Source organism: Pseudomonas sp. HD6515, from assembly GCF_024971855.1.
GTDB classification, from domain to species: domain Bacteria; phylum Pseudomonadota; class Gammaproteobacteria; order Pseudomonadales; family Pseudomonadaceae; genus Aquipseudomonas; species Aquipseudomonas alloputida.
This window is the reverse complement of the sequence record NZ_CP079827.1, coordinates 2,153,033-2,173,465: the sequence shown is the minus strand read 5'-3', so window position 1 is coordinate 2,173,465 and position 20,433 is coordinate 2,153,033. Positions and strand designations below refer to the sequence as shown.

Genomic DNA, 20,433 nt, shown 5'->3' with positions numbered 1-20,433 from the left:
GCTACGACCGCTTTGGGCGGCTGTGCGAGAAGCGGATCGGCAGCAATTGGGTGCAGTATTTCGAGTATGACGCCGAGCAGAGACTGGTTTGCGTGGAGCAGTACCGCAGTGGCGAGCGTGAGCGGGTGGTGTTTGCCTATGACCCGTTGGGGAGGCGGATTAGCAAGGAGGTTTATCAGAGGGACTATCCAGAACCGCGTCGGCGGGTGTTGTTTCACTGGCAAGGGTTGCGCTTGCTGCAAGAAGTGCAGAGTGGGCTGGCTAGCTTGTATGTGTATGCCACTCCGGACAGCTATGAGCCGCTGGCACGGGTCGACGGTAGATCGGGTAGCGAAACGATTTACTACTTTCACACCAACTTGGCAGGTCTACCAGAGCAGCTAACTGATCCTAGTGGCCTGACTATCTGGCAGAGCAATTATAAAGGTTGGGGAAAAGCACCTGATGAGTGGGGCAGCCCGCAGCAGGCGCGAGAGCAGAATTTACGACTTCAAGGCCAATATCTAGATAGAGAAACAGCTCTACACTACAATACATTTAGATTCTATGACTCAGACATAGGACGCTTTACACAACCTGACCCCATACACCTCAAGGGAGGCACAAATCTTTACCAATACGGGCCGAACCGCTTAATCTATATCGACCCACTCGGACTCAACCGCTTACCGATAATTTTCCTTCCCGAAGGCGGAGATGTTCTTCATCCGGGGTCAGTTAACCCTGGTAATCCGGAAGGGATTTACAAAATCAAAGCTACTGGAAATTATGCTGACGATAAGGCAGCTCTCTACAAAAAGGCAAAAATCAATGAACCAATGTCTTCACGATGGATCGGCCACCACATTGAATATCACCCAAAATCCAATGAAATGTCCATGCAACTTGTTAATCCAAAGTATCATCGGCATCCCCACATAGGTGGCGCACATGAATTCAGCTTTATCACTGGCTTTAAATATGGAACAGCCGAAGCTATAGCTGAGGCAACAAAAAGAAACGCCACCTACACTAGGCCGAAAGGAGCACAGCATGGCACAGCCAAAAATATTTGCCCTTAACAAACTTACATTCAACGACTCTTACCCAGGACTGGATATCACCACAATTGAGTCAATGCTACCCTCAAAATTTAAAGGCAGGGAGCATTTTATCGACTTCTACTCAAGGTACAACGGAGGATACTTTGATGGAGGAGCATTCATATACAGAGATTTATTTTACAAAATAACAACCAAAGATCCCAATCTTTTTGAAATAGAGTCTTTCCATTACATTGAGACACCAGGCATTCTCCAACATCCAAGACTCCTGTCGATAACCGAGGTTATTAACAACAAAAAAATCAGCTATCCACGAAACCCTGAATTTTTCCAAAACAACATCCCGTTCGCCGGAAATTGCGGAGACAATGACTTCTGGCTTGACACCGTAACCGGCAGTGTGAAATACACCGCGATGGAAGATGATATAGGCCCCAACAATGCAATATTAGTAGCACCAAGCTTTTTAGATTTCTACACTCAAATCCAAGGCAGTCGAAGAAATTAGCAGATATGCCGCGAGTTCACCCAGGTCACCGATGCCCTCGAAAAGAGCAAGTACCTGAGCTGGAACACGTGCGGTCAGTTGCTCAGCTACCGCGACTGCAGCAATGCGCAGACGCTGTATCACTACGACGCCCATGGCCGCTTGCGTGAAAGCATCAATGCCCGGGGTGAACACACCCACTTTCGCTACGACGCACGTGGCTATCTGGTCGAAAGCGAACGTCCGGACGGTCGCATTGACCGTTATGAGGTCGATGTTGCCGGCCAGCTGACGCGCTACGTCGACCCTGCACAGAAAACCCTGCAATTTCGCTACGACCCCAGCGGCCGGTTGGTCGAGCGTACGGACGCCATGGGCTACAGCGTGAAGTTCCGCTACGACGCCTATGGTCGGCTACTGCAACTCACCAACGAGAATGACGAGTCATACCGCTTCGGCTGGGACGAACTGGACCGGCTGGTGGCACAAAAAGACCTGGATGGCAGTGGCCGCCTCTATGCCTACAACGTGCTGGATGAGGTCATTCGTCTTACCCATGTGCCCTCGCCTGACGAGCAGCCGCCCCTGTCCGATAATGCCCCGCCGACACGAACGACTGCCATCCGCCACGACTTCGAGCGGGACGCCATCGGCCGGCTTCTCAGCAAGCGCACCGAAGATGGCACCACCGACTACCGCTACGAGGCGGATCAGCAAGGAGGTTTATCAGAAGGACTATCCAGAGCCGCGTCGGCGGGTGTTGTTTCACTGGCAAGGGTTGCGCTTGCTGCAAGAAGTGCAGAGTGGGCTGGCTAGCTTGTATGTGTATGCGAATCGGGATAGCTATGAACCGCTGGCACGCATAGACGGCAAATTGGGTAGTGAAACGACACATTACTTTCACACCAACCTGGCCGGCCTGCCGGTACAACTGACTGATTCTGTTGGCAACGCGATCTGGCGAAGTGACTTTAAAGGTTGGGGACAACCGTTTGATGAGTGGCATAGCCTGCAACAAGCCAGCGAGCAAAACTTGCATCGTCAAGGGCAGTATTATGACCGTGAGACTGGGCTACACTTCAATACACTCAGATTCTATGACTCTGACATTGGTCGATTCGCTACTACAGATCCGATAGGACTCAGCGGCGGGCTCAACCTTTATCAATATGCTCCCAACCCACTCACGTGGATTGACCCGCTTGGATTGTGTCGTCGAGGAAATGCAGCAACCAAACGACATATGGATGCTGTCAGAGACCAATTCCTGCGTGACAACAAACTCTCTCCACACCACCACTCTGAAGGTGGACGACAGGTAGGCACTGGTATTGAGCTGAGAGAAACATATTTGAGACCCCTTCACGGCAGCCCCGGCCGAAGCGGCGGTTCTTACACAGACATGACATTCATAGACTCCAAGGGCAGAACAGTATACATTCAAACAGTTGATAAAGGGAGTGTGAACGGAATGTCCAAACGCGAATGGGATAATGCAAGTCGAATTATCCAACAAGACCCAAACTCCATTGTAATTACCGTCATCAAGGGGAAGGTTGTGCCGAGCGGCACGCTAAATACTACAAACATGCCTACGGGCCAAATAATTATAAGGTAACCGCGCATGGCAAACCAAACCCCAACCCTTCTAATATTCATGACTAAAGTGGATGAGGCCAAGTTCTCTCAGGCATTAGTCTCAACCTTACCCGAGATAACCTTTCTTAACATCGGTGACTGGCCTACAAAAAAACCCCTCACGAAAAACACTCTAGGCGATTGCAGTAGCGATAGCCCCCAGCACTCCATATGGAACAAAGCAATATTACCCACAACCGATTACATAGAAAATTTTATTTTTCACAACGAAACTAATAATGCCTACTTTGGAGCAACTATTGGACCTGGCCTAATTCAGTACATCAGACCGAGCATCGCAGATTATGATAATCTTTCCCTCCGCAATGGGCGCCTATCATCATCCTACGATCCAAAAACTGACCCGCAGACTCACTATTTTGTAAAAGAAACATTCAGAATACTAAGAACAGGAGCCAGAAGAGTTTATCTAGTAGATCGTAAAACCGGACAGACAGATGACAAACCTGAACTCCATTTTTTTGCATGGCCGGACGCTGCAGAAAAATACAATGGCGACAATGGTAAATATCTAACTAATAACTTCCTAACCTATTTCGTCGCTACCCCGCGTAAAAAATCGTAAGGCACCACGACTCGCCAGCCCATTTCGGGGCATGTATAAAATGCCCCAAACGAACGACCGCCATCCGCCACGACTTCGAGCGGGACGCAATCGGCCGGCTTGTCAGCAAGCGCACCGAAGATGGCACCACCGACTACCGCTACGACGCGGCCGACAATCTGTTGTCCATCACCTTCACAAACAACAAAGGAGAAAAACAGCAACTCGACTACACCTACGACGCCAACGGACAACTGCTCAGCGAAACCAATAGTGCTGGCTTGCTGCAGTACCGCTACGACGAACTGGGCAACCTGCAGACGCTAGTCCTGCCCGACCAACGCGAACTCAACCACCTGTACTACGGCAGCGGGCACCTGCACCAAATCAACCTGAACGGCCGGGTGATCAGCGATTTCGAGCGTGATGCGGTGCACGACGAGGTCCTACATACTCAATGCAAGGCGGACTCTCCGTACTGCACCAGTAAACTCGCTCAGGATAGGGGGGCGTCCAAAGTGGCAATGGCAAACATCAGCGAGAATGCCATGCTCCTTAAGAACCTGCACAATCATCTGCTCGCCGTCATCGCCTGGAAAATCCGTTGATTCGTGCGTCAATCCAGATACGCAAGACAAGGGCCCAGGACCAGAGAGTAACGCTTCAGCCGCTTGCCCGATTCGCCTTGGCCTACCTGAGGAATCAAACCGCGAATCCCCTCGCCAGCAAAACCGAAGCTCAGAAAAGCTGGCTGATTGAGCAGGGCTTCCCAGGTTCAGGCTTGCACCTGCGCTGACGCATGCTGCCTGCAGGCTATGCGTTTCAAGGGGTAGAGGGAGATTGTGTGAATTTACTTCCAAACCGCCGCGGCGCCACTTCGATCGAAAGCGTTTAACCCCGCGGCGTCCATCGTTGAAACAAAGGTGGAGCCGTTGTTCCGCACCGTGCCACCCGTTCATATCTGGCACTGGCGATGACGGAACCTGAAGAGCAAGCCAGCGTCATAGCCTCATGCAGCAACTCGGCATCAGTGGACTCGATGCCGCCATCCGCATGACTCAGGATGGAGACGGCTCAACGGTTTCGAGCCGTTCGATCTGGAATTGCCAGGAGCAACAACATGCGCAAACGGATGAGTGCAACCAACCTAAAGTGGGCCTGCGGCTGGCTCGCAGCCGCGGTTTTGGCACTGTGCTGGTGGCTGCCGCTACCTTTTCGCTCCACCGCCGATGATGGCCCGCCGCGGATCTACGGCAACCCCGAAGCGCGCTTCACCCTCACCCTCTACGCCGAACTTGAATGCCCGCACTGCCAGGCCTACCTGCCGCAATTGCAGCGCTGGATCGTCACCAACGATCACGTCAACCTGGCCTGGCATCACCTGCCCCTCCCCCAGCATGAACCGGCCGCCAGTCGGGAAGCGCGACTGATCGAATGCATGGGCCAGCGAGAGGGTCGCGAAGGCGTTTGGGGGGCGATGCTCTGGGTCTACCTGCATACCCAAGGCAACGGCCGTGGGTTGGCTGCTGGACACGACTATCCGGACATCGGCCCGTCCCTGCAACGCTGCCTGGCCGGCGAACGGGCTGCCCAAGTCGTGGACACGCAAAAAGCGCAAGCCTTGGAGAACGGATTCAACGCCACCCCCACGCTGCGCCTGACCGACAATCACACCCAGCACACCCTGATCCTGGAAGACCCAATCGATCCCGATGCCTTGCTGTCCGCAGTGGACCTGTTGAGCGCACCCGAGATTTTTGAAATGCCCGCTGACGTGATCAGCGATATGTCCAGGTAGCCCACGGCGTCACGGCCAGGGCGCCGCGTTGTGGTGTTTGTACTTGAATTTCGTGGAGGGAGGGGATTGAGGCAGAATGCATTCGAACGAAAAAAGGCCCCGAAGGGCCTTTTTTCAACGACTTACAGACTTCGAGTGAAACCTGTAGATCTTTATTTGGAGCGGGAAACGAGACTCACATCCGCCTTCCGAGCCGTTGAAATTTAAGGCTTTTTAGCCATCCCTTAAACTGGGATAGCCTTGATTCTGGACTCATTCTCGAGGGTTGGCAATGGCTTCATTGCTCCCCAACCAGATGACTTGGCCGGTCGACTTCCAAGCTTGGCGCGCCATGGAAGAGATCGCGGACTAGCTCATCCAGAACCGGTTATCAAACATCGCAGCCACGTTGGTGTCCGATTGCCAAGCCTTCATACTGTTCTGCCCAACTACCGGCTTGATTGCTGATGACCTAATCGCAACTGATAGCAGTAAGTATCAGGCGGTCGCGTCCTCAAGTCGTGATTTGAGCTTGAAACAGCTCGAGCGCCAGGAAGAGAAGCTGGACAACCGGATTGCTCACTAGCAGGCGCAACTGGACATTGCCAAGAAGACCGGAATTAGTGATTCACGATACCTACAGCACGTAGTTTTTGAACTCAAGCCGCACAATGGCTGGCTCTCATCCACTCTTCGACACCGCCTCAATCTCTGCGCCTTCACCCCCCCCCCCCCCCGAGGGGGGGGTAAACCCCGGCCAGTCGAGCAATCAGTATCGCCACGAACAACGATCCGGCAATCTGCTCCACCGTACAGATGCCACGCGCCTGCCGACCGAGCGGCGCGAAATCACCGAAGCCGGTGCTGGTCAATACGGTGAAGCTGAAATAGACGAAGTCGAAAAAGTCGGGGGGCGTCGGCTGGCCGCCCAACGTGAATGACCCGGGATGGTAGCTGTCCACCAACGCATAAGGAACGCCCAGAAGATACCGATCAACAGGTACGGCATTGGCGCCCGCGATGGTGATGCGGCCCAGCGGCGTCGGCTCGATGAACGACACCACGGCAATGAAATGAGGAACAAATAGAAACAGCGCTGGTAGAAGATATCCCCCACGGCGCGGCCCACACCTCGAATCAACATAGCAGCGCCCCTCGGAAATGTATGACACAACAATAAGCGGTCGGCTTCACTGATTGCGTCCTGGGAATCGGTGTAATTGAACCAGCCGAGGACGCCCTGCGGGAGAAAGGGGATAAAAATCGTGGCGCTTGGCTAGCGTTGAGTTTGTGGACATAAATTTCCCCAGCAACGCCCTGACACTGGCCGCAGTGTCGAGTTTCAGCTGAAGACCTAACTGACTCTCCCGCCCTAGTACAAAGTACCGATATTATGACGAGCCTCGGAATAACCAGACGCCTGCAGTTTGGAAACATCTTCGCGCACTACCATTCGACTGGCCCCATGCTCACTTACAACTGCGGTCACTGAGGGTAGTTTTCACCAGGGGGAAACCGCCCAAGCAGGATCTGCTGCGTCAGCGCCTCGACCAAACCCAAGTCCAGGCTATTGGTACGCTTGCAGACAGTCTCTTCGCTTTCATGTTGCATGCTTTCGCCCAGGCGCAAGCCATCGCCGCTGTTCTCCAAAGGCGCCGCGGAATGGTGTTTCTTACCGCTGGGGGCGCCACAGTGACCAGGTGTCAGCTTGAAGATGGCGCTAAAAATGAGCTGCCACGAGCCGGCGTCGACCTGAGGTATATCCAAAATACAGCATCGCTACGCCTACCACGCTAAGAAATATCTCAACGTGCGCATAGCCAATGGCCGGCGTATAAAGCACTCCGACGAGCAACGGCCCGAGTGCACCCAGACTGTAGCCGATGCCTTGCACCATGCTCGAAAGCTCCGCCGCTACCTGTGCGTTTGCCGAGCGCAGCACAATCATGGTGATGGCGATGGAGGTCAAGGCACCCTGCCCGACGCCTTGTACCCCGGCCCACAGCCATACCGTGTCGAGCGGCGCGGACAGGCATCCAAGGAAACCGACCGTGGTGAGCACCACCACAAGCACATTGAACCAGGATTGATTCGGCAAGCGTGTGGCGATCAGCGGCCCGAGCAGACAAGCGACCATTTGCAGCAGGATTGAACTGGAGACGATGACGCTGGACTGTAGCGGCGTCATCCCCCGGCCATTCAGAAACGGGGCGAGCCAGCCGAACACGGTGAACGAATACATCGCTTGCAGCACCATGAACAGCGTGAGTTGCCAGGCGAGCGCGCAGCGCCACACCCCTCGTACGCGCGGCGCAGCCTTGGGTGCCAGCGCCGTTCCCTTGGGCAGTTGGAAAAACCAGCAGGCACAGGCTGCCGCTGCCGGCACGGACCACAGCGCCAACGCCGTCGTCCAGCCACCGCCCAAGGTGCTTTGCAGCGCCAGGGTGAACCCTGCGGCAGTCGCCGCACCGCTCAACAGCGCCATGGAGTATAGGCCGGCCATCAGCCCAGTAATCTTGGCGAAGTCGCGCTTGATAAGCCCAGGCAGCAATACGTTGATGATGGCGATGGCGCTGCCGATAACGATCGAACCGACCACCAGGCCGCTGACGTTCCCAACGCCGCGTATCAATAGCCCTACGGACAACGCCGCCATCAACACCAATATCGTGCGTTCTGTGCCCATTTTGCGGGCAAGCCAGGGTGCCACGGGCGCGAACAACCCCAGGCAGAGTACCGGCAGCGTGGTGATTGCACTGGCGGCGGCAGGCGTCAGGCCCAAATTGCTTGATATATCGGCAAGCACAGCCGCAAGGCTTGGGTATGCAGTGCGAAGGTTGAAGGCTACGAAAATAATGCCGCAGGCAAAATAAAAAAGCCGCGAGCCCTTGGCAATTGCGCCAGGTTGCGGCAGCTCCTGTTCATTGCCAGCGTGCGCTGCTGTGTGCTCCACGCGTGTACTCCTTGAACCTTGGGCAATGACAAAGCCATGCAGATAAAAAAAGCCGCACAGTTTCCTGTGCGGCGTGCTCGCTTACTTCTTGATGATGTTGTGTTCCGGGCCGTATGGGAACTTGGTGATGTTTTCAGCGCCGTTTTCGTTGACGATCAGAATGTCATGCTCGCGGTAACCACCGGCACCCGGCAGGCCTTCGGGCAGCATGATCATCGGCTCGATGGACACGACCATGCCAGGTTCAAGCACGGTGTCGATGTCTTCGCGCAGCTCAAGGCCCGCTTCACGACCGTAGTAATGGCTCAGGGTGCCGAACGAATGGCCATAACCGAAGGTGCGGTATTGCAGCAGGTCGTGCTCGAGGAAAATCTCGTTCAACTGATGGGCGATATCGCTGCAGCGCATGCCAGGCTTGATCAGCTTCAGGCCGGCCTCGTGGACCTTGACGTTGACCTCCCACAGGCGCAGGTGCTCATCGGAACAATGGTCGAGGAACAGTGTGCGCTCCAGCGCGGTGTAGTAACCGGCGATCATCGGGAAGCAGTTGAGGCTCAGAATGTCGCCCTTGTTGACCTTGCGCGAGGTGACCGGGTTATGCGCGCCATCGGTGTTGATGCCGGACTGGAACCAGGTCCAGGTGTCCATCAGTTCGGAATCGGGGAAGGTGCGGGCAATTTCACGAACCATAGCCTGGGTGGCGTGCAGCGCCACTTCGTACTCAGGCACCTGGTCTCGCAAGGCCTCGACCACCGCTGCACCACCAATATCGGCAACCCGGGCGCCGTGACGAATGATGGCGTGTTCTTCAGCCGACTTGATCATGCGCATACGCATGCACGGCGCGGCAACGTCCACCAGCTCGGCCTGCGGATAGCGGCTGGCCAGTTTGTCGCGGTTGACCAGGTTGAGGTGGTCGAACTCGATACCGATACGTCCGGCCTTGGGCAAGGCTTGTTGAATCGCGACAAAGTAGTTATCGCGCTGCCAGTCGGTGTAGATGATGTTTTCGGTGCCCACGGTACGCCGCCATGGCTGGCCACCGTCGATGTTGGCGCTGATCGACACCACGGCATCCTGAGTCACCACCAGGGCATAAGGACGGCCGAACGAGCAATACAGGAAATCGCTGTAGTAGTTGATGTTGTGATAAGACGTGAAGACGGCGGCATCGATATTGTTCTGGGCCAGGTAGCTGCGCAACTTGGATTGACGGTTGGCGTATTCCTGGTGCGAGAACGTCGGCTTAACTTTTTCGCCGTTGTGAATCTGTATTGTTTTCGGCATTTGCATGTCTTCAGTCCTTGGTAGGTGATCAGTAGAGAGGCCCTGTTTTGGGTGCCACTGGAGATCATTCGAACAGATAAAAGGCGGCCTTTTTTGCGCGAATCCGACCCCTAGATGATCAGATCCGCCTTGCTGTAAACGCCGCTATGGAAAGGACAATATTGCCCGCCACTGCCGTACAGGCCTCGCTGCGGCAAGAACAGGCAGAGGTATAGATGAGGGGGAATGAAGGAGAGGAAACGCGCGATGTCGCGCCCATTGCAGGCGCGGATCAAGATAATTATCGAGGCAGGTTCAGCTCTGGTAGCGGGTGAACACGCGCTACGGGGACAACCGGGCAACGCCGATGAATTCGGCCAATTCGCCGACATCGAGCGTGCGGCAGGTCGGTTTGGTCAGCAGCGCCAGCGATTCGCGGACACTGTCGTCGGTACACAACTGCAATTCACTGCCAAGGCACAGAATCAGCACATCGAGGGGCTTGGCCTGGCTCAGTTGCACGGTGGCCGCCACGATGCCATTGTTGGCCTTCAGCGGCTGGCCCTCAAGGCTCAGTATCTGCCATTCGCAGACCACGCAGCGGGCCACGTCGTTGGCTTGGCGCAAGGGTTCCAGCGCAGCGGCCAAGGCATAGAAATCGAACCCTTCGGCCAGCAGGAAGCCAATACGCACGGCGCTGGCCAGGTTTTCGCTGGTTTCAGTCAATTGCTGCATGTACTGCCTCCTTCGGGTCAACTGGGCGTGGGTACGTCTACAATTGTCCACGCTGCCGCCCCTGCGCAGATGTCAGATATCGACCTCTAATTGCCACGTAAAATCAGCGCCCGCGCATCGTCCCACCCGACATGCACCCTCTGCCCGCTCTTGAGCCCAAGTAGGTCGTAATCCGCGTACGGCTTCTGCACTTGCAGTTCCAGCCCGTTGGCGACTTCCAGGTATATGTTGACCATTGACCCAATGAATTCCTCCCCCATCACGGTACACGCCAGGCGGCTGGCTGTGGTCGGTTGCGCGGCGAGGTTGATATGTTCGGCACTGATGCACAGGGTGACCTCTTCCCCTACCGCAACAGATCGGTCTTCGGGCAAGCGTGCCAGAAAGCGACCATACGCCGAGTCCAGTTGCACCAGCCCGGTGTCGTCGAAGCCAAGCACAACGCCGCCAAGCATGTTCTTGCCGCCGACGAATTCAGCGACAAAACGGTTGTGCGGTTCGAAGAAAATATCCTTGGGCGTGCCAATCTGCTCAACCCGGCCACGGCTCATGATCACCACGCGGTCAGCCATGGCGAAGGCTTCGGATTGGCTGTGGGTGACATAGACGAAGGTGATGCCAAGGTCCTTCTGCAACCCAGTCAACACCGCCTGCATGCGCACGCTCAAGTGCGCATCGAGGGCACTGAGCGGTTCGTCCAGTAGCAGTATCGGGGGCTCGGTGACCAGTGAACGCGCCAGCGCCACCCGCTGCCGTTGCCCGCCAGAAAGCATGCTTATATCACGGTTGGCAAACTCGCCCAGGTCCAGGCGCTCTAGCCAGTGCAGGGCTTTTTTGCGCCGTTCAGCTTTGCCCATGCCGCGCATGCGCAAACCGAACTCAACGTTTTCAAGCACGCTCAGAAAGGGGAACAGCGCCAGGTTCTGCCACACCAGCGGGGTGTCCCTTTGCCAGGAATACAGGTCGTTGATGCGCTCGCCGTTCAAGCGAATTTCACCGCTGCTGGGCTTGTCGAGCCCGGCAAGCATGCGCAGCGTGGTGGTTTTACCACAGCCACTGGAGCCCATGATCGCGACGAACTCGCCCTTGTAGATTTCCAGGTTCATCGGTTCGACAGCGACGTAACTGCCGAATTGTTTGGTCACGTTATCGAATACCACTAACGGTTGAGTCATGGGGAGCTCCTGCGTCGGCATGGGATGTTCAGCTTTTTTTGCCGTCAGCCGGTTTCTTCTGCCGGCGCATGAGCAAAACCTGGGCAACGATCGTCAGCGTGATCGTGGTGATGAAAACGATCGTGCCTATCGCATTGATGGTCGGGCTGACCTGCCCTTGCAAAGTATTGAGGATGCGTACCGGGACTGTCTCGTTAAGGCCCGAAACGAACCAGGCCACCGCGAACTCGTCGAACGACACGGCCATGGTCACGAACAGTGCGGCGAAAATGCTCGGGGCGGTGAACGGCAGGATCACGTAGCGCATGGCCTGCCATTGGCTGGCGCTCAGGTTCCAGGCGGCGGCCTCCAGTTGCGGGGCCATCTGCGCCAGGCGCATGCGAATCACCGCCATGGCGAATGGTGAGCACATGACGATGTGGCAGATCATGACGGCATACAGCTCGCCGGACAGGCCGATTCGCGACAAGAACGCGAGCATCGCCAGGCCCAGAATCACCACCGGAATGGTAGGAGGCAGCAGTGCCAATGCCATGTACACCGACTTGCCAAAAAAGTGATAACGAAAGTCGGTATAGGCGGCAGTGAAGCCCAGCAGCGTGGAAACCAGCGATACCACCACACCGACGACCAGGCTGTTGTTGAAGGCTTGCCAGACTTGCGGGTCGGCGGCAATCGCTTCGTACCAGCGCAAACTGAAGCCACCCAGGGGCAAGGATGGGAAGCGGTCGACGTTGAAGGAAAACACGAAGCTGCCAATGATAGGCGTGAGGATGAACAAGAACACCAGGACGACGAAGCTGCGCAGCATGAAGTTGATGACACGATGTTCGTTCATGCGCGCCTCCTGTAGGCGTGGCGAACCATCAGGAACGCCGTGGCCAGCAAGGTCACGATCATCGTCGTGGCAATAACCGCCGCGCGTGGCCATTGCTGCCCCGATTTGGTCGTGTCGGTAATCAGGGTGCTCAAGGTTGGTGGTTGGCCGCCCCCTAGATAGAGCGGGCTGACAAAGTCACCGAAGGTCATGATGAAACAGAACAGTGCGGCGATGACGATGCCGACCCGCGCCGATGGAATCACTACCCCAAATACCGTGCGCAGACGGCCCGCGCGCAAGTTGTGGGCAGCTTCGATCAGCGTGCGGTCGATGTACATGAGGCTGAACAACTGCAGCAACACTACCAGCGGCAGGCACAGGGTGAAGTAACCCACATAGCTACCAAAACTGGTATTGAGCAAGGGCAACGGCCCAATCCCCAGCAACGCCAGGGCGCTATTGAGCAGCCCCTGGTCACTGAGAAAGACTTGCCAGGAATAGGTGCGCACCAGGTAACTGGTAAAAAATGGCGTGATCAACAACAGCACCAACCATTGCCGGGTCGATTCGCGGAACTTGAAGGCAATTGTATAGGCGCACGGAAAGGCTACGGCACTGATCAGCACACTGGCCCCCGCCGCCATCGCCCAGGTGTGCAAGTAGGCATCCCAGAAGTACTCGCGGCTGAACAGGTACTTCCAGTTCAGCCACTCGAACGCAGGGACCATGCGAAAGTTGCGCACCAGCCAAAAACTGATGGTCAGCAGAAACAGCAAGGGCGCTACAAAAAACAGTAGCTGCCAGACCAGTATCGGCAGCGACAGGATCAGCCCATACCCCGGTAAGCGCCAGGTGCGCTTGCCGAACTGCCCACGCGTGCGTGCAGGCTCCTCACTGGCGGGCAGTGGGGGCGATAGCTTGTTCGAAATCATTACGCCGCTCCTGTGTAGGCGCCATCAAGCGCCCTTGTACTGCGACCAGAAGTCGTTCCAGTCCTCCAGGCTCTGCTGCACGGGGAGCGCGCGATACTGAATACGCCCCTCGCGGATGTCGTCCATGACATTGCGCTGGCCCAGTACCATGCCTTGGCGTCTGGCTTCGGCAAGGTCGGTCTTGTTCAGCAACTCCCAGCCGCGCTTATTGGGAATCAGCGCCGGGTAAGCCTCCATCTTCGCCGACTTCACCTGGCCTTCAGGGGAGGTGATGTATTGAATGAACTTCTTCGCAAGTTCCGGGCTGTGGGCTTTCTTGGCGATGCAATAAGACTCGGTCCATTGCAGGCCGCCCTCCTCGGGTATCACTGTTTTTACCGGTGCCCCGGCACGCTGCAAGACCCCGGTAATCCAGTCGCCAATGCCACACATCGCGTGGATCTGGCCGTTTTTCAGGGAGGAGAAGGTACCGCCATAATCGAAGAACCCGGCCACTTGTCCGCGTAGGCTCATGGTTTTGTCCTGGAGCCTCTTCCAGTGCGCCGCGTCGATGTCGTAGGGCAGCCTGTTGCCATTGAGCAAACTGATCTGGCCCAGGTTTGGCAGGTGCCAGTCGAAGTGGCCGACCTTGCCCTTGAGGCTATCGTCCCAGAACACCTGGTAGCTTTTCGCCTTGGACTCCGGCAGCAACTGGGTATTGAAGGCGATACCGAGAAAGCCGAAGCGGACCATGACCGAATACAGTTCATCGCCCTGCCAGTGCCCTGGAAAGTGCTGAAACTCTGGGTAGAAGTCATCGAAGGGATAATCGGCAAGGTCCAGTCGCTCGATATAGTCGGCGGCGTTGAGTTGTTGCACATACTCGGCATCCGACAGGATCAGGTCGAAGGTGCCCGGTGGTGACTGCGAAATGAGCCCCAGCATGTTATCGCCGCCGGTGTAGTACTTGGCCCGCACCTTGACCCCATGCTCGCGCTCGAAATCCGCGACGATGTCGGGCGCGGCGTGGCCTGCCCACGCCAGTATCACCAGTTCTTTTTCGGCTGCGCCAAAGGTTCTGTTCGGAAGTACCCCGGAGAGCGCCGCCACACCGGCCAAAATGCTGCTGTTCTTGATGAATGTACGGCGTGAAAAATCGGCGCGACGCGTCATGGAGATACCCTCGGTAATCAAAAGTGCCTTGGCCCAGCCGCGCTTTCGCCCCGCTTCCCCAAGGTTTTCACCGCCTGTGTGATTACCGATTGCAGCAGATTGCCATCAGGGCAAGTTGTGTTTTTCCGACCTGTAATTTGTCAAATTCGCCCCCTGCCCCACCCGACCCACCTGGATCGCAGGTCCGTCAGCATTTGTCAAATTCAGGTCGGGAACTGACAAGTGAATGTCGTTGTGATCTGATCAAATCGTTGCATGTACTGGCTCGCTGCAAACGGACTACTTCAACGAATACAAGAATAAAGAGAGATAACCGATGAACGAAAGCGTAGTGGTTGGCGAACTCACCTGGCCTGAGTACGCACAGAAGGTAGCTTCCGGCAGCACGATTTTCTTGCCGGTGGGCGCCTTGGAGCAGCACGGTCATCACATGTGCATGGAGGTGGATGTGCTATTGCCTACCGCCCTGTGCAAGGCAGTAGCGCGAGAAGTCGACGGCTTGGTGTTACCCGCCTTGGCCTATGGCTACAAGTCACAGCAGAAGTCGGGAGGTGGCAACCACTTTCCCGGCACCACCAGCCTGGATGGCGCAACACTGACCCATACCATCCAGGACATCATCCGCGAACTCGCCCGGCATGGGGCGCGCAAGCTGGTCTTGATGAATGGCCATTATGAAAACTCGATGTTCATCGTCGAAGGCATCGACCTGGCGCTGCGCGAACTGCGTTATGGCGGTATCACCGATTTCAAGGTGGTCGTTCTGTCCTACTGGGATTTCGTCAACGCGCCGGCGGTCATCGAAGAGCTCTACCCCGAAGGTTTCCTCGGCTGGGACATCGAACACGGTGGCGTTTTCGAAACGTCACTGATGCTGGCCCTGCACCCTGAAAAGGTCGACCTGAGCCGCGCCGTCGACCACCCTCCGGCAAAATTCCCACCTTACGATGTCTTCCCCATCATCCCTGAACGCACCCCCGCCTGCGGAACGCTTTCCTCGCCTAAGGGCGCCAACCGAGAAAAAGGCGAGTTGATTCTGCGAGTTTGCGTAGAGGGCATTAGCAGCGCTGTGCGGGAGGCCTTCGACCTGCAGAAATAACACCGATCTCCAGCCCAGAGCAGCACCGCCGTTCGCAGTTCACCCTCCTTCAAGAATAAAAAGGGTAATTAGCATGTCCAGCAACTCAACTCTGGCCCCCGGCCTCAAGCAGCGCCACGTCACCATGTTGTCAATCGCCGGCGCTATTGGCGCCGGCCTCTTCATCGGCTCGGGGCATGCCATTGCTGCAGCCGGTCCTGCGGCAATTCTCGCGTACATCATGTCTGGCACACTGGTCGTTCTGGTCATGCGCATGCTCGGAGAAATGGCGGTGGCCTCGCCAGATACCGGGTCATTCTCCACCTACGCCGAGCGCGCAATGGGACGTACAGCAGGCTTTACCATTGGCTGGCTGTACTGGTGGTTCTGGGTGCTGGTCATTCCAATCGAAGCCATTGCAGCAGCGGCCATTCTGCATGCCTGGTTCCCTGCGATAGAAACCTGGGAATTCGCACTGGTGGTTACCGGTTTGCTGACCGTAACTAACCTGTTCAGTGTGGCGCGCTACGGTGAATTCGAGTTTTGGTTTGCGATGCTCAAGGTTATCGCGGTGCTAGGGTTCATTGCTCTGGGTGCATTGGCACTGACAGGCGCGCTGCCCGATATTTCAGTTAGCGGCGTGGTCAACCTGAGTCATGAGTTTGGTGGTTTCATGCCCAACGGCATGACCGCTGTCATCGGTGCCATGCTCACCACCGTGTTCAGTTTCATGGGTACTGAAATTGTCACCATTGCCGCCGCCGAGTCGAAAAACCCCTCCAAGCAAATCACCCGTGCCACCAATTCCGTGGTGTGGCGAATGGGGATCTTCTACATCGTCTCGGTGTTCCTGATCATCTCCATCGTGCCCTGGAACGACCCCATGCTAGTACAGGTCGGCTCCTATCAACGGGCCCTTGAGCTGATGAACATCCCGCACGCCAAGATGATCGTCGATATCGTCGTGCTGATTGCCGTTGCCAGTTGCCTCAATTCGGCCATCTACACCGCATCGCGCATGGTCTATTCGCTGAGCAAGCGCGGCGACGGTCCTCGCGTTCTGCAGCGCACCTCAGCGACGGGCGTGCCAGTGATTGCAGTGCTAGCCAGCACCGCAGTGGGCTTCTTGACCACAGCACTCAATTACTTCGCTCCCGACGAGGTGTTTTCCTTCCTGCTGGCAAGTTCGGGGGCGGTAGCGCTTCTAGTCTATCTGGCAATCGCTGTTTCGCAATTGGTTCTGCGTAATCGGATGGATAGCCAAGGTACTGCGCTGGACTTCAAGATGTGGCTGTTCCCCTGGCTCAGCTACCTGGTCATCTTCTCCATCATCAGTATCTTGACGATGATGCTGGTGATGCCAGGGCATCGCATGGAAGTGGTGGCAACTGGTGCGCTGGCGCTGTCCATCGTCTGCGTGAGCGCCATTTTCTCGTCTAAAAAGAGCACTTCGGCCACCGTGGCGAGCAAGCCTGCCTGACCAGGCCGAGTCGTTACCCACCCTGTGAAGGTGTTGCTTTCGCAGGGTTTTTGCTTTTCACCGGGGCGCCTCCCAATGCTTAGGCACTGCGTGTACTATCACTCTGACAAATGCATCAACCTAAACACAATGAATTGCCGATTTACGGCAACCAGACGCAGAGCACGTCATTTTTTTGCATTCAAGGAGTCGTATTGATGGGTACGTTAAAATCCTCGCCGTTGGCACCGGCATACCCTGTCAATGATGCCCCGCCGCTGAAAGTCGTCGGTTTCCTGATCATTCCCAATTTCACCACCATTGGCTTCGCCTCGGCGGTGGAAACCTTGCGCATGGCCAACCTGGCAGCACGCAAAACCATGTTCCAGACCCTGATCATTGCAGCCGACATGGAGCCAGTGAGTGCCAGTAACGGCATGCGCATCCTGCCCGATTTCAGTATCAAGGATGCCCCAAAGCTGGACATGCTGTTCGTGGTGGGGCCAAACCCGATAGTCTCCGACCACAATACCCGCCCCATCCTCAACTGGCTTCGCAAGTTGGCACATGACCAGGTGCCATTGGGCGGTATTTGCACAGGCAGCCATTTGCTAGCACGCGCCAATCTGCTCACTGGTTATCGGTGTACCATCCACTGGGAAGATATCGAGGCGCTAAAAGAGCGATTTCCCGGCATTATCATTTCCAACCAACTGTTTGAGCTTGACCGTGACCGTTTCACGAGCTCCGGCGGCGTGGCGTCCATGGACATGATCCTACAACTGATTGCCCGAGAACCTGGCGGGCGGGACATTGCCAGTCATGCGGCTGAACTGCTGTTATGTGATCGAGTACGTGGATCGCAAGAGCGCCAGCGCGTGCCTTTGCGGCAAAAGCTCGGCACCTCTCAGCCCAAACTCAGTCAGATTGTTACAATCATGGAAGCCAACCTTGAAGACCCGATGACCTTGGAAGAGCTTGCAGAACTGAATGAGATCTCGGTTCGGCAAATGGAGCGTTTGTTCCACAAGCATCTTCAAAACACACCGAGTCAGTATTACTTGGAACTACGCCTGACACGGGCCAGGCAACTATTGCTACACAGTGAATCCCAAGTACGTGATATCGCCCTCGCCTGTGGTTTCATTTCGCCAGCGCATTTCTCAAAGTGCTACAGTCGCTTCTTTGGTGTCTCCCCCATCGGCGAGCGGAAAAAGGAAGCCTCTTCACATCACTGAACAACCCTGTCGTTAGTTTTTTCGCGCGGTCCAGGGGCCCTCGCCATGCTCCCCCCCCTCAGCTGACCTGCAATGCGGGGGGACATCCAGGATATGTCGCTCCATGAAGGCGCCACCACCATTGTTCTCCCGGAAATCGAGGTCATCCCATCCTGACTTGCGCTATCACTTCGATCTGGCTAGATGTCATGCCATTCAGGGCGAAGCGGACTACGCTTGCCACGCAAGCGCGCATTGATGATATTCATGTCATTATTCCTTACCTCGAGCTACAGACATGCGCCATACCATAATAGCGATCGAAGCATTCATACGAAAAAGTGGATCGCCCAAGGATTTCCCACTCCGTTGTTCGATGCGCTGGATACGTTGATTGATGGTGTTTCGGTGAAGTCCAAGGCGCTGGGCAGCCTTGAGTCCGTTGCCGTTTTCCTTGAGCAAAGCATCGAGGGTATGTACGAGTACATTAGAGTGTTTACGGCCGGGCACGAACAGCGGGCCAAGTGTCATTTCGACGAAGTCATCGATTAGCGTGTGGTCGACTATCCCCTGCAGCAAACCCAGCACGCCCAACTCGTTGAAATCGCAGTAACCGCTGTCCGGGCGCAGGTTCTGTGCCACATTCAGCGCCTGACGCGCTTCGTTGAGCACTCGGCGGTAATGTCCGCAGTCTTCAGCCAGGCTCGACAGGCCCATGTACACCTCCAACTCCCCTGCCACTCCGATCAGTTGCTGACGCAACGTGGTCAAGGCTGCCGGCAGGTCATCGGCATCCACTAGCAGCAGCACGAAGAGGTCGCCTGGCATCTCTACCGTCACCGTTCCTGGGCGGCTGCGGCTCCAGGCTTCAAGTTGGTCTTCCAAGGCCTGCCGAGTGGCTTGCCACAACTGCTCGCCCTGAGCCAGGCCTTGGCGCTCAAACAGTGTCTCGATACCAAACAAGCGCAGCGCTACCAGTCGCCGTGGGATATCAAGCGTCAGTTGCAAATGCGCAGCCCGCTGTCGTGCAATGGCTAAGCTCGAGTAATCTCCGGTCAGCAACTGGCCGAGAATGTGGTTGCGTGAGTGTCGTACTTGAGTCATATGCATCAGGGCCCTATCGATCAGGTGGGTCACAAACACCAACCTCAGCGGAGAGGGTTGCTCGATCAGCGGCAAGCCCAACTGTTCAGCACGAACGATCACTGAGGACGAAATGCACTGGGGAAACGAGCCACCAGTAAGAACCACTATCCCGGCAATGCCCGACACAGCACCAACCTCGACCAAAGTGAGCAGCTTGAGTTCGTCACATAGGTAATTGATTTCCGAGATAAATACTAGTTCGCCGCCCATTTTACACGCGGTGATACCCTCATTGCCCGCCACGTATGACCAGCATACTCGACGTTGCAAGTAACGCTCGCCTGCGCGGACCCTCATGCCCTCCAAGCCGGGCAGGTGCAGGATTTCATTAAGGGTCAAGCTCAAGGCTCTACACCCGCCAGGCGCTGCATCTGGCGCCCTATGACTGGCTCGCGCATGAAAATATCGGACTGTACCACGGCGTCAATGCTCGCCGAAAATATTAACTTTAGAAATAGTAGGGACATATCAGTTCTGCTCCTATACCATGACCGAATAGCGCATGCGGTTGAGTCTCAGCAAGCATACAGAAGAAAATTCCGGGAATTTGTAATGATGCTACCTGAAAACGGTCATGTTCACTCACTCAACAGCGAAATGACCGCCATCAACAGGCCGAAGTATAGAAATGCCCTCCCGTAAACTCCAACGACTGGATATTATATAACATTACCACTCTACCCATTACCTTTATGCGCTGCCCCACGCCATCCGACTGGTGGCAGCCAACTATCGAGCTAATGTTTTTCCCTCTCAGCTACTTCTCTATCTGGACAAGTCGAGCAAGCCCCCTTCTTCTTGGGACAGTCTCTCCAACTGTTTTTAGATGGCCTTCTTCTGCGTCTAATCGATTTCATCATGACTGGCTTCCTTGCGGAGAAGCACGCCGAATGCATCGTAGGCCAGCTTGACCAACTCGCCTTCGGTGACCAAGCAAGTATATATACTCATCTGAAATCCCTGATACTCCCGGCCAATGATGATCGGGGG

19 protein-coding genes and 2 pseudogenes are annotated in these 20,433 nt (G+C 55.8%); 11 read left to right on the top strand and 10 right to left on the bottom strand.

The window, feature by feature from the left end; translation table 11 throughout:
* The first annotated feature begins 92 nt into the window (after positions 1-92).
* The 8 genes and pseudogenes from KW568_RS09965 to KW568_RS09925 all read left to right on the top strand — a co-directional run.
* A complete protein-coding gene (locus KW568_RS09965; protein ID WP_232435452.1) occupies positions 93-1,061 on the top strand; it encodes an RHS repeat domain-containing protein in 969 nt (322 codons plus the stop codon).
* Positions 1,033-1,551 (top strand): SMI1/KNR4 family protein, encoded by a 519-nt coding sequence (locus KW568_RS09960; RefSeq protein ID WP_004576454.1) that lies wholly within the window; start codon positions 1,033-1,035, stop codon positions 1,549-1,551. The genes KW568_RS09965 and KW568_RS09960 overlap by 29 nt, the downstream gene beginning before the upstream one ends.
* A gap of 78 nt (positions 1,552-1,629) precedes the next feature.
* A complete protein-coding gene (locus tag KW568_RS09955; protein WP_033726723.1) occupies positions 1,630-2,346 on the top strand; it encodes an RHS repeat domain-containing protein in 717 nt (238 codons plus the stop codon).
* Positions 2,315-3,148, top strand: a complete 834-nt coding sequence (locus KW568_RS09950) for an RHS repeat-associated core domain-containing protein (protein WP_232435451.1) — start codon at positions 2,315-2,317, stop codon at positions 3,146-3,148. Before KW568_RS09955 ends, KW568_RS09950 begins: the two co-directional genes overlap by 32 nt.
* A gap of 6 nt (positions 3,149-3,154) precedes the next feature.
* Positions 3,155-3,754: a hypothetical protein gene (locus tag KW568_RS09945; protein ID WP_140400444.1), complete on the top strand. Its 600-nt coding sequence runs from the start codon at positions 3,155-3,157 to the stop codon at positions 3,752-3,754.
* A 44-nt stretch (positions 3,755-3,798) separates the two neighbouring features.
* A pseudogene (locus tag KW568_RS09940) lies at positions 3,799-4,197 on the top strand (RHS repeat domain-containing protein); the annotation flags it as partial.
* Between the two features lie 656 nt (positions 4,198-4,853).
* Complete coding sequence (locus tag KW568_RS09930) at positions 4,854-5,531, top strand: DsbA family protein (protein ID WP_004576451.1); 678 nt, start codon at positions 4,854-4,856, stop codon at positions 5,529-5,531.
* A 397-nt stretch (positions 5,532-5,928) separates the two neighbouring features.
* A pseudogene (locus KW568_RS09925) lies at positions 5,929-6,090 on the top strand (IS5/IS1182 family transposase); the annotation flags it as partial.
* 139 nt (positions 6,091-6,229) lie between these two features.
* Here KW568_RS09925 and KW568_RS09920 read toward each other — a convergent pair.
* The 9 genes from KW568_RS09920 to KW568_RS09875 form a co-directional block, all read right to left on the bottom strand.
* Positions 6,230-6,571: a potassium channel family protein gene (locus KW568_RS09920; protein WP_238739377.1), complete on the bottom strand. Its 342-nt coding sequence runs from the start codon at positions 6,569-6,571 to the stop codon at positions 6,230-6,232.
* Positions 6,572-6,995: 424 nt separating this feature from the next.
* Complete coding sequence (locus tag KW568_RS09910) at positions 6,996-7,121, bottom strand: hypothetical protein (RefSeq protein WP_259538174.1); 126 nt, start codon at positions 7,119-7,121, stop codon at positions 6,996-6,998.
* Positions 7,122-7,230: 109 nt separating this feature from the next.
* On the bottom strand, positions 7,231-8,463 hold the full coding sequence (locus KW568_RS09905; RefSeq protein ID WP_054882025.1) for an MFS transporter: 1,233 nt from the start codon (positions 8,461-8,463) through the stop codon (positions 7,231-7,233).
* An 81-nt stretch (positions 8,464-8,544) separates the two neighbouring features.
* The gene (locus KW568_RS09900) at positions 8,545-9,756 is read right to left on the bottom strand and encodes a M24 family metallopeptidase (RefSeq protein WP_004575553.1); all 1,212 of its coding nucleotides are present in this window, start codon (positions 9,754-9,756) and stop codon (positions 8,545-8,547) included.
* 315 nt (positions 9,757-10,071) lie between these two features.
* Entirely contained in the window at positions 10,072-10,464 is a 393-nt protein-coding gene (locus KW568_RS09895) for a hypothetical protein (RefSeq protein WP_016488020.1), read from the bottom strand.
* An 86-nt stretch (positions 10,465-10,550) separates the two neighbouring features.
* Positions 10,551-11,639 carry an ABC transporter ATP-binding protein gene (locus KW568_RS09890; RefSeq protein ID WP_259538168.1) on the bottom strand — a complete coding sequence of 363 codons (1,089 nt, stop codon included), beginning with the start codon at positions 11,637-11,639 and terminating at the stop codon, positions 10,551-10,553.
* A 28-nt stretch (positions 11,640-11,667) separates the two neighbouring features.
* Complete coding sequence (locus KW568_RS09885) at positions 11,668-12,477, bottom strand: ABC transporter permease (RefSeq protein WP_016488022.1); 810 nt, start codon at positions 12,475-12,477, stop codon at positions 11,668-11,670.
* Positions 12,474-13,391 carry an ABC transporter permease gene (locus tag KW568_RS09880; protein WP_024717429.1) on the bottom strand — a complete coding sequence of 306 codons (918 nt, stop codon included), beginning with the start codon at positions 13,389-13,391 and terminating at the stop codon, positions 12,474-12,476. The genes KW568_RS09885 and KW568_RS09880 overlap by 4 nt, the downstream gene beginning before the upstream one ends.
* A 24-nt stretch (positions 13,392-13,415) precedes the next feature.
* The gene (locus tag KW568_RS09875) at positions 13,416-14,543 is read right to left on the bottom strand and encodes a spermidine/putrescine ABC transporter substrate-binding protein (protein ID WP_016488024.1); all 1,128 of its coding nucleotides are present in this window, start codon (positions 14,541-14,543) and stop codon (positions 13,416-13,418) included.
* 316 nt (positions 14,544-14,859) lie between these two features.
* On the opposite strand from KW568_RS09875, the gene KW568_RS09870 reads away from it, so the two are divergent.
* From KW568_RS09870 to KW568_RS09860, 3 genes are all read left to right on the top strand, one after another.
* On the top strand, positions 14,860-15,642 hold the full coding sequence (locus KW568_RS09870; RefSeq protein ID WP_016488025.1) for a creatininase: 783 nt from the start codon (positions 14,860-14,862) through the stop codon (positions 15,640-15,642).
* Between the two features lie 73 nt (positions 15,643-15,715).
* Positions 15,716-17,101: a GABA permease gene (gene gabP, locus KW568_RS09865; RefSeq protein ID WP_016488026.1), complete on the top strand. Its 1,386-nt coding sequence runs from the start codon at positions 15,716-15,718 to the stop codon at positions 17,099-17,101.
* A 197-nt stretch (positions 17,102-17,298) separates the two neighbouring features.
* Complete coding sequence (locus KW568_RS09860; RefSeq protein WP_259538149.1) at positions 17,299-18,318, top strand: GlxA family transcriptional regulator; 1,020 nt, start codon at positions 17,299-17,301, stop codon at positions 18,316-18,318.
* A gap of 252 nt (positions 18,319-18,570) precedes the next feature.
* On the opposite strand, the gene KW568_RS09855 is transcribed toward KW568_RS09860, so the two are convergent.
* Positions 18,571-19,788 (bottom strand): PucR family transcriptional regulator, encoded by a 1,218-nt coding sequence (locus KW568_RS09855; RefSeq protein ID WP_004575562.1) that lies wholly within the window; start codon positions 19,786-19,788, stop codon positions 18,571-18,573.
* Between the last annotated feature and the right edge of the window lie 645 nt (positions 19,789-20,433).

Bases quoted from the DNA above. Each gene is read 5' to 3' on its own strand.
- KW568_RS09900 (WP_004575553.1), bottom strand. From the start codon at position 9,756: ATGCAAATGCCGAAAACAATACAGATTCACAACGGCGAAAAAGTTAAG.
- KW568_RS09870 (WP_016488025.1), top strand. From the start codon at position 14,860: ATGAACGAAAGCGTAGTGGTTGGCGAACTCACCTGGCCTGAGTACGCA.
- KW568_RS09875 (WP_016488024.1), bottom strand. From the start codon at position 14,543: ATGACGCGTCGCGCCGATTTTTCACGCCGTACATTCATCAAGAACAGC.
- KW568_RS09880 (WP_024717429.1), bottom strand. From the start codon at position 13,391: ATGATTTCGAACAAGCTATCGCCCCCACTGCCCGCCAGTGAGGAGCCT.
- KW568_RS09885 (WP_016488022.1), bottom strand. From the start codon at position 12,477: ATGAACGAACATCGTGTCATCAACTTCATGCTGCGCAGCTTCGTCGTC.
- KW568_RS09895 (WP_016488020.1), bottom strand. From the start codon at position 10,464: ATGCAGCAATTGACTGAAACCAGCGAAAACCTGGCCAGCGCCGTGCGT.
- KW568_RS09945 (WP_140400444.1), top strand. From the start codon at position 3,155: ATGGCAAACCAAACCCCAACCCTTCTAATATTCATGACTAAAGTGGAT.
- KW568_RS09930 (WP_004576451.1), top strand. From the start codon at position 4,854: ATGCGCAAACGGATGAGTGCAACCAACCTAAAGTGGGCCTGCGGCTGG.
- KW568_RS09890 (WP_259538168.1), bottom strand. From the start codon at position 11,639: ATGACTCAACCGTTAGTGGTATTCGATAACGTGACCAAACAATTCGGC.
- KW568_RS09910 (WP_259538174.1), bottom strand. From the start codon at position 7,121: ATGCAACATGAAAGCGAAGAGACTGTCTGCAAGCGTACCAATAGCCTG.
- KW568_RS09860 (WP_259538149.1), top strand. From the start codon at position 17,299: ATGGGTACGTTAAAATCCTCGCCGTTGGCACCGGCATACCCTGTCAAT.
- KW568_RS09960 (WP_004576454.1), top strand. From the start codon at position 1,033: ATGGCACAGCCAAAAATATTTGCCCTTAACAAACTTACATTCAACGAC.
- gabP (WP_016488026.1), top strand. From the start codon at position 15,716: ATGTCCAGCAACTCAACTCTGGCCCCCGGCCTCAAGCAGCGCCACGTC.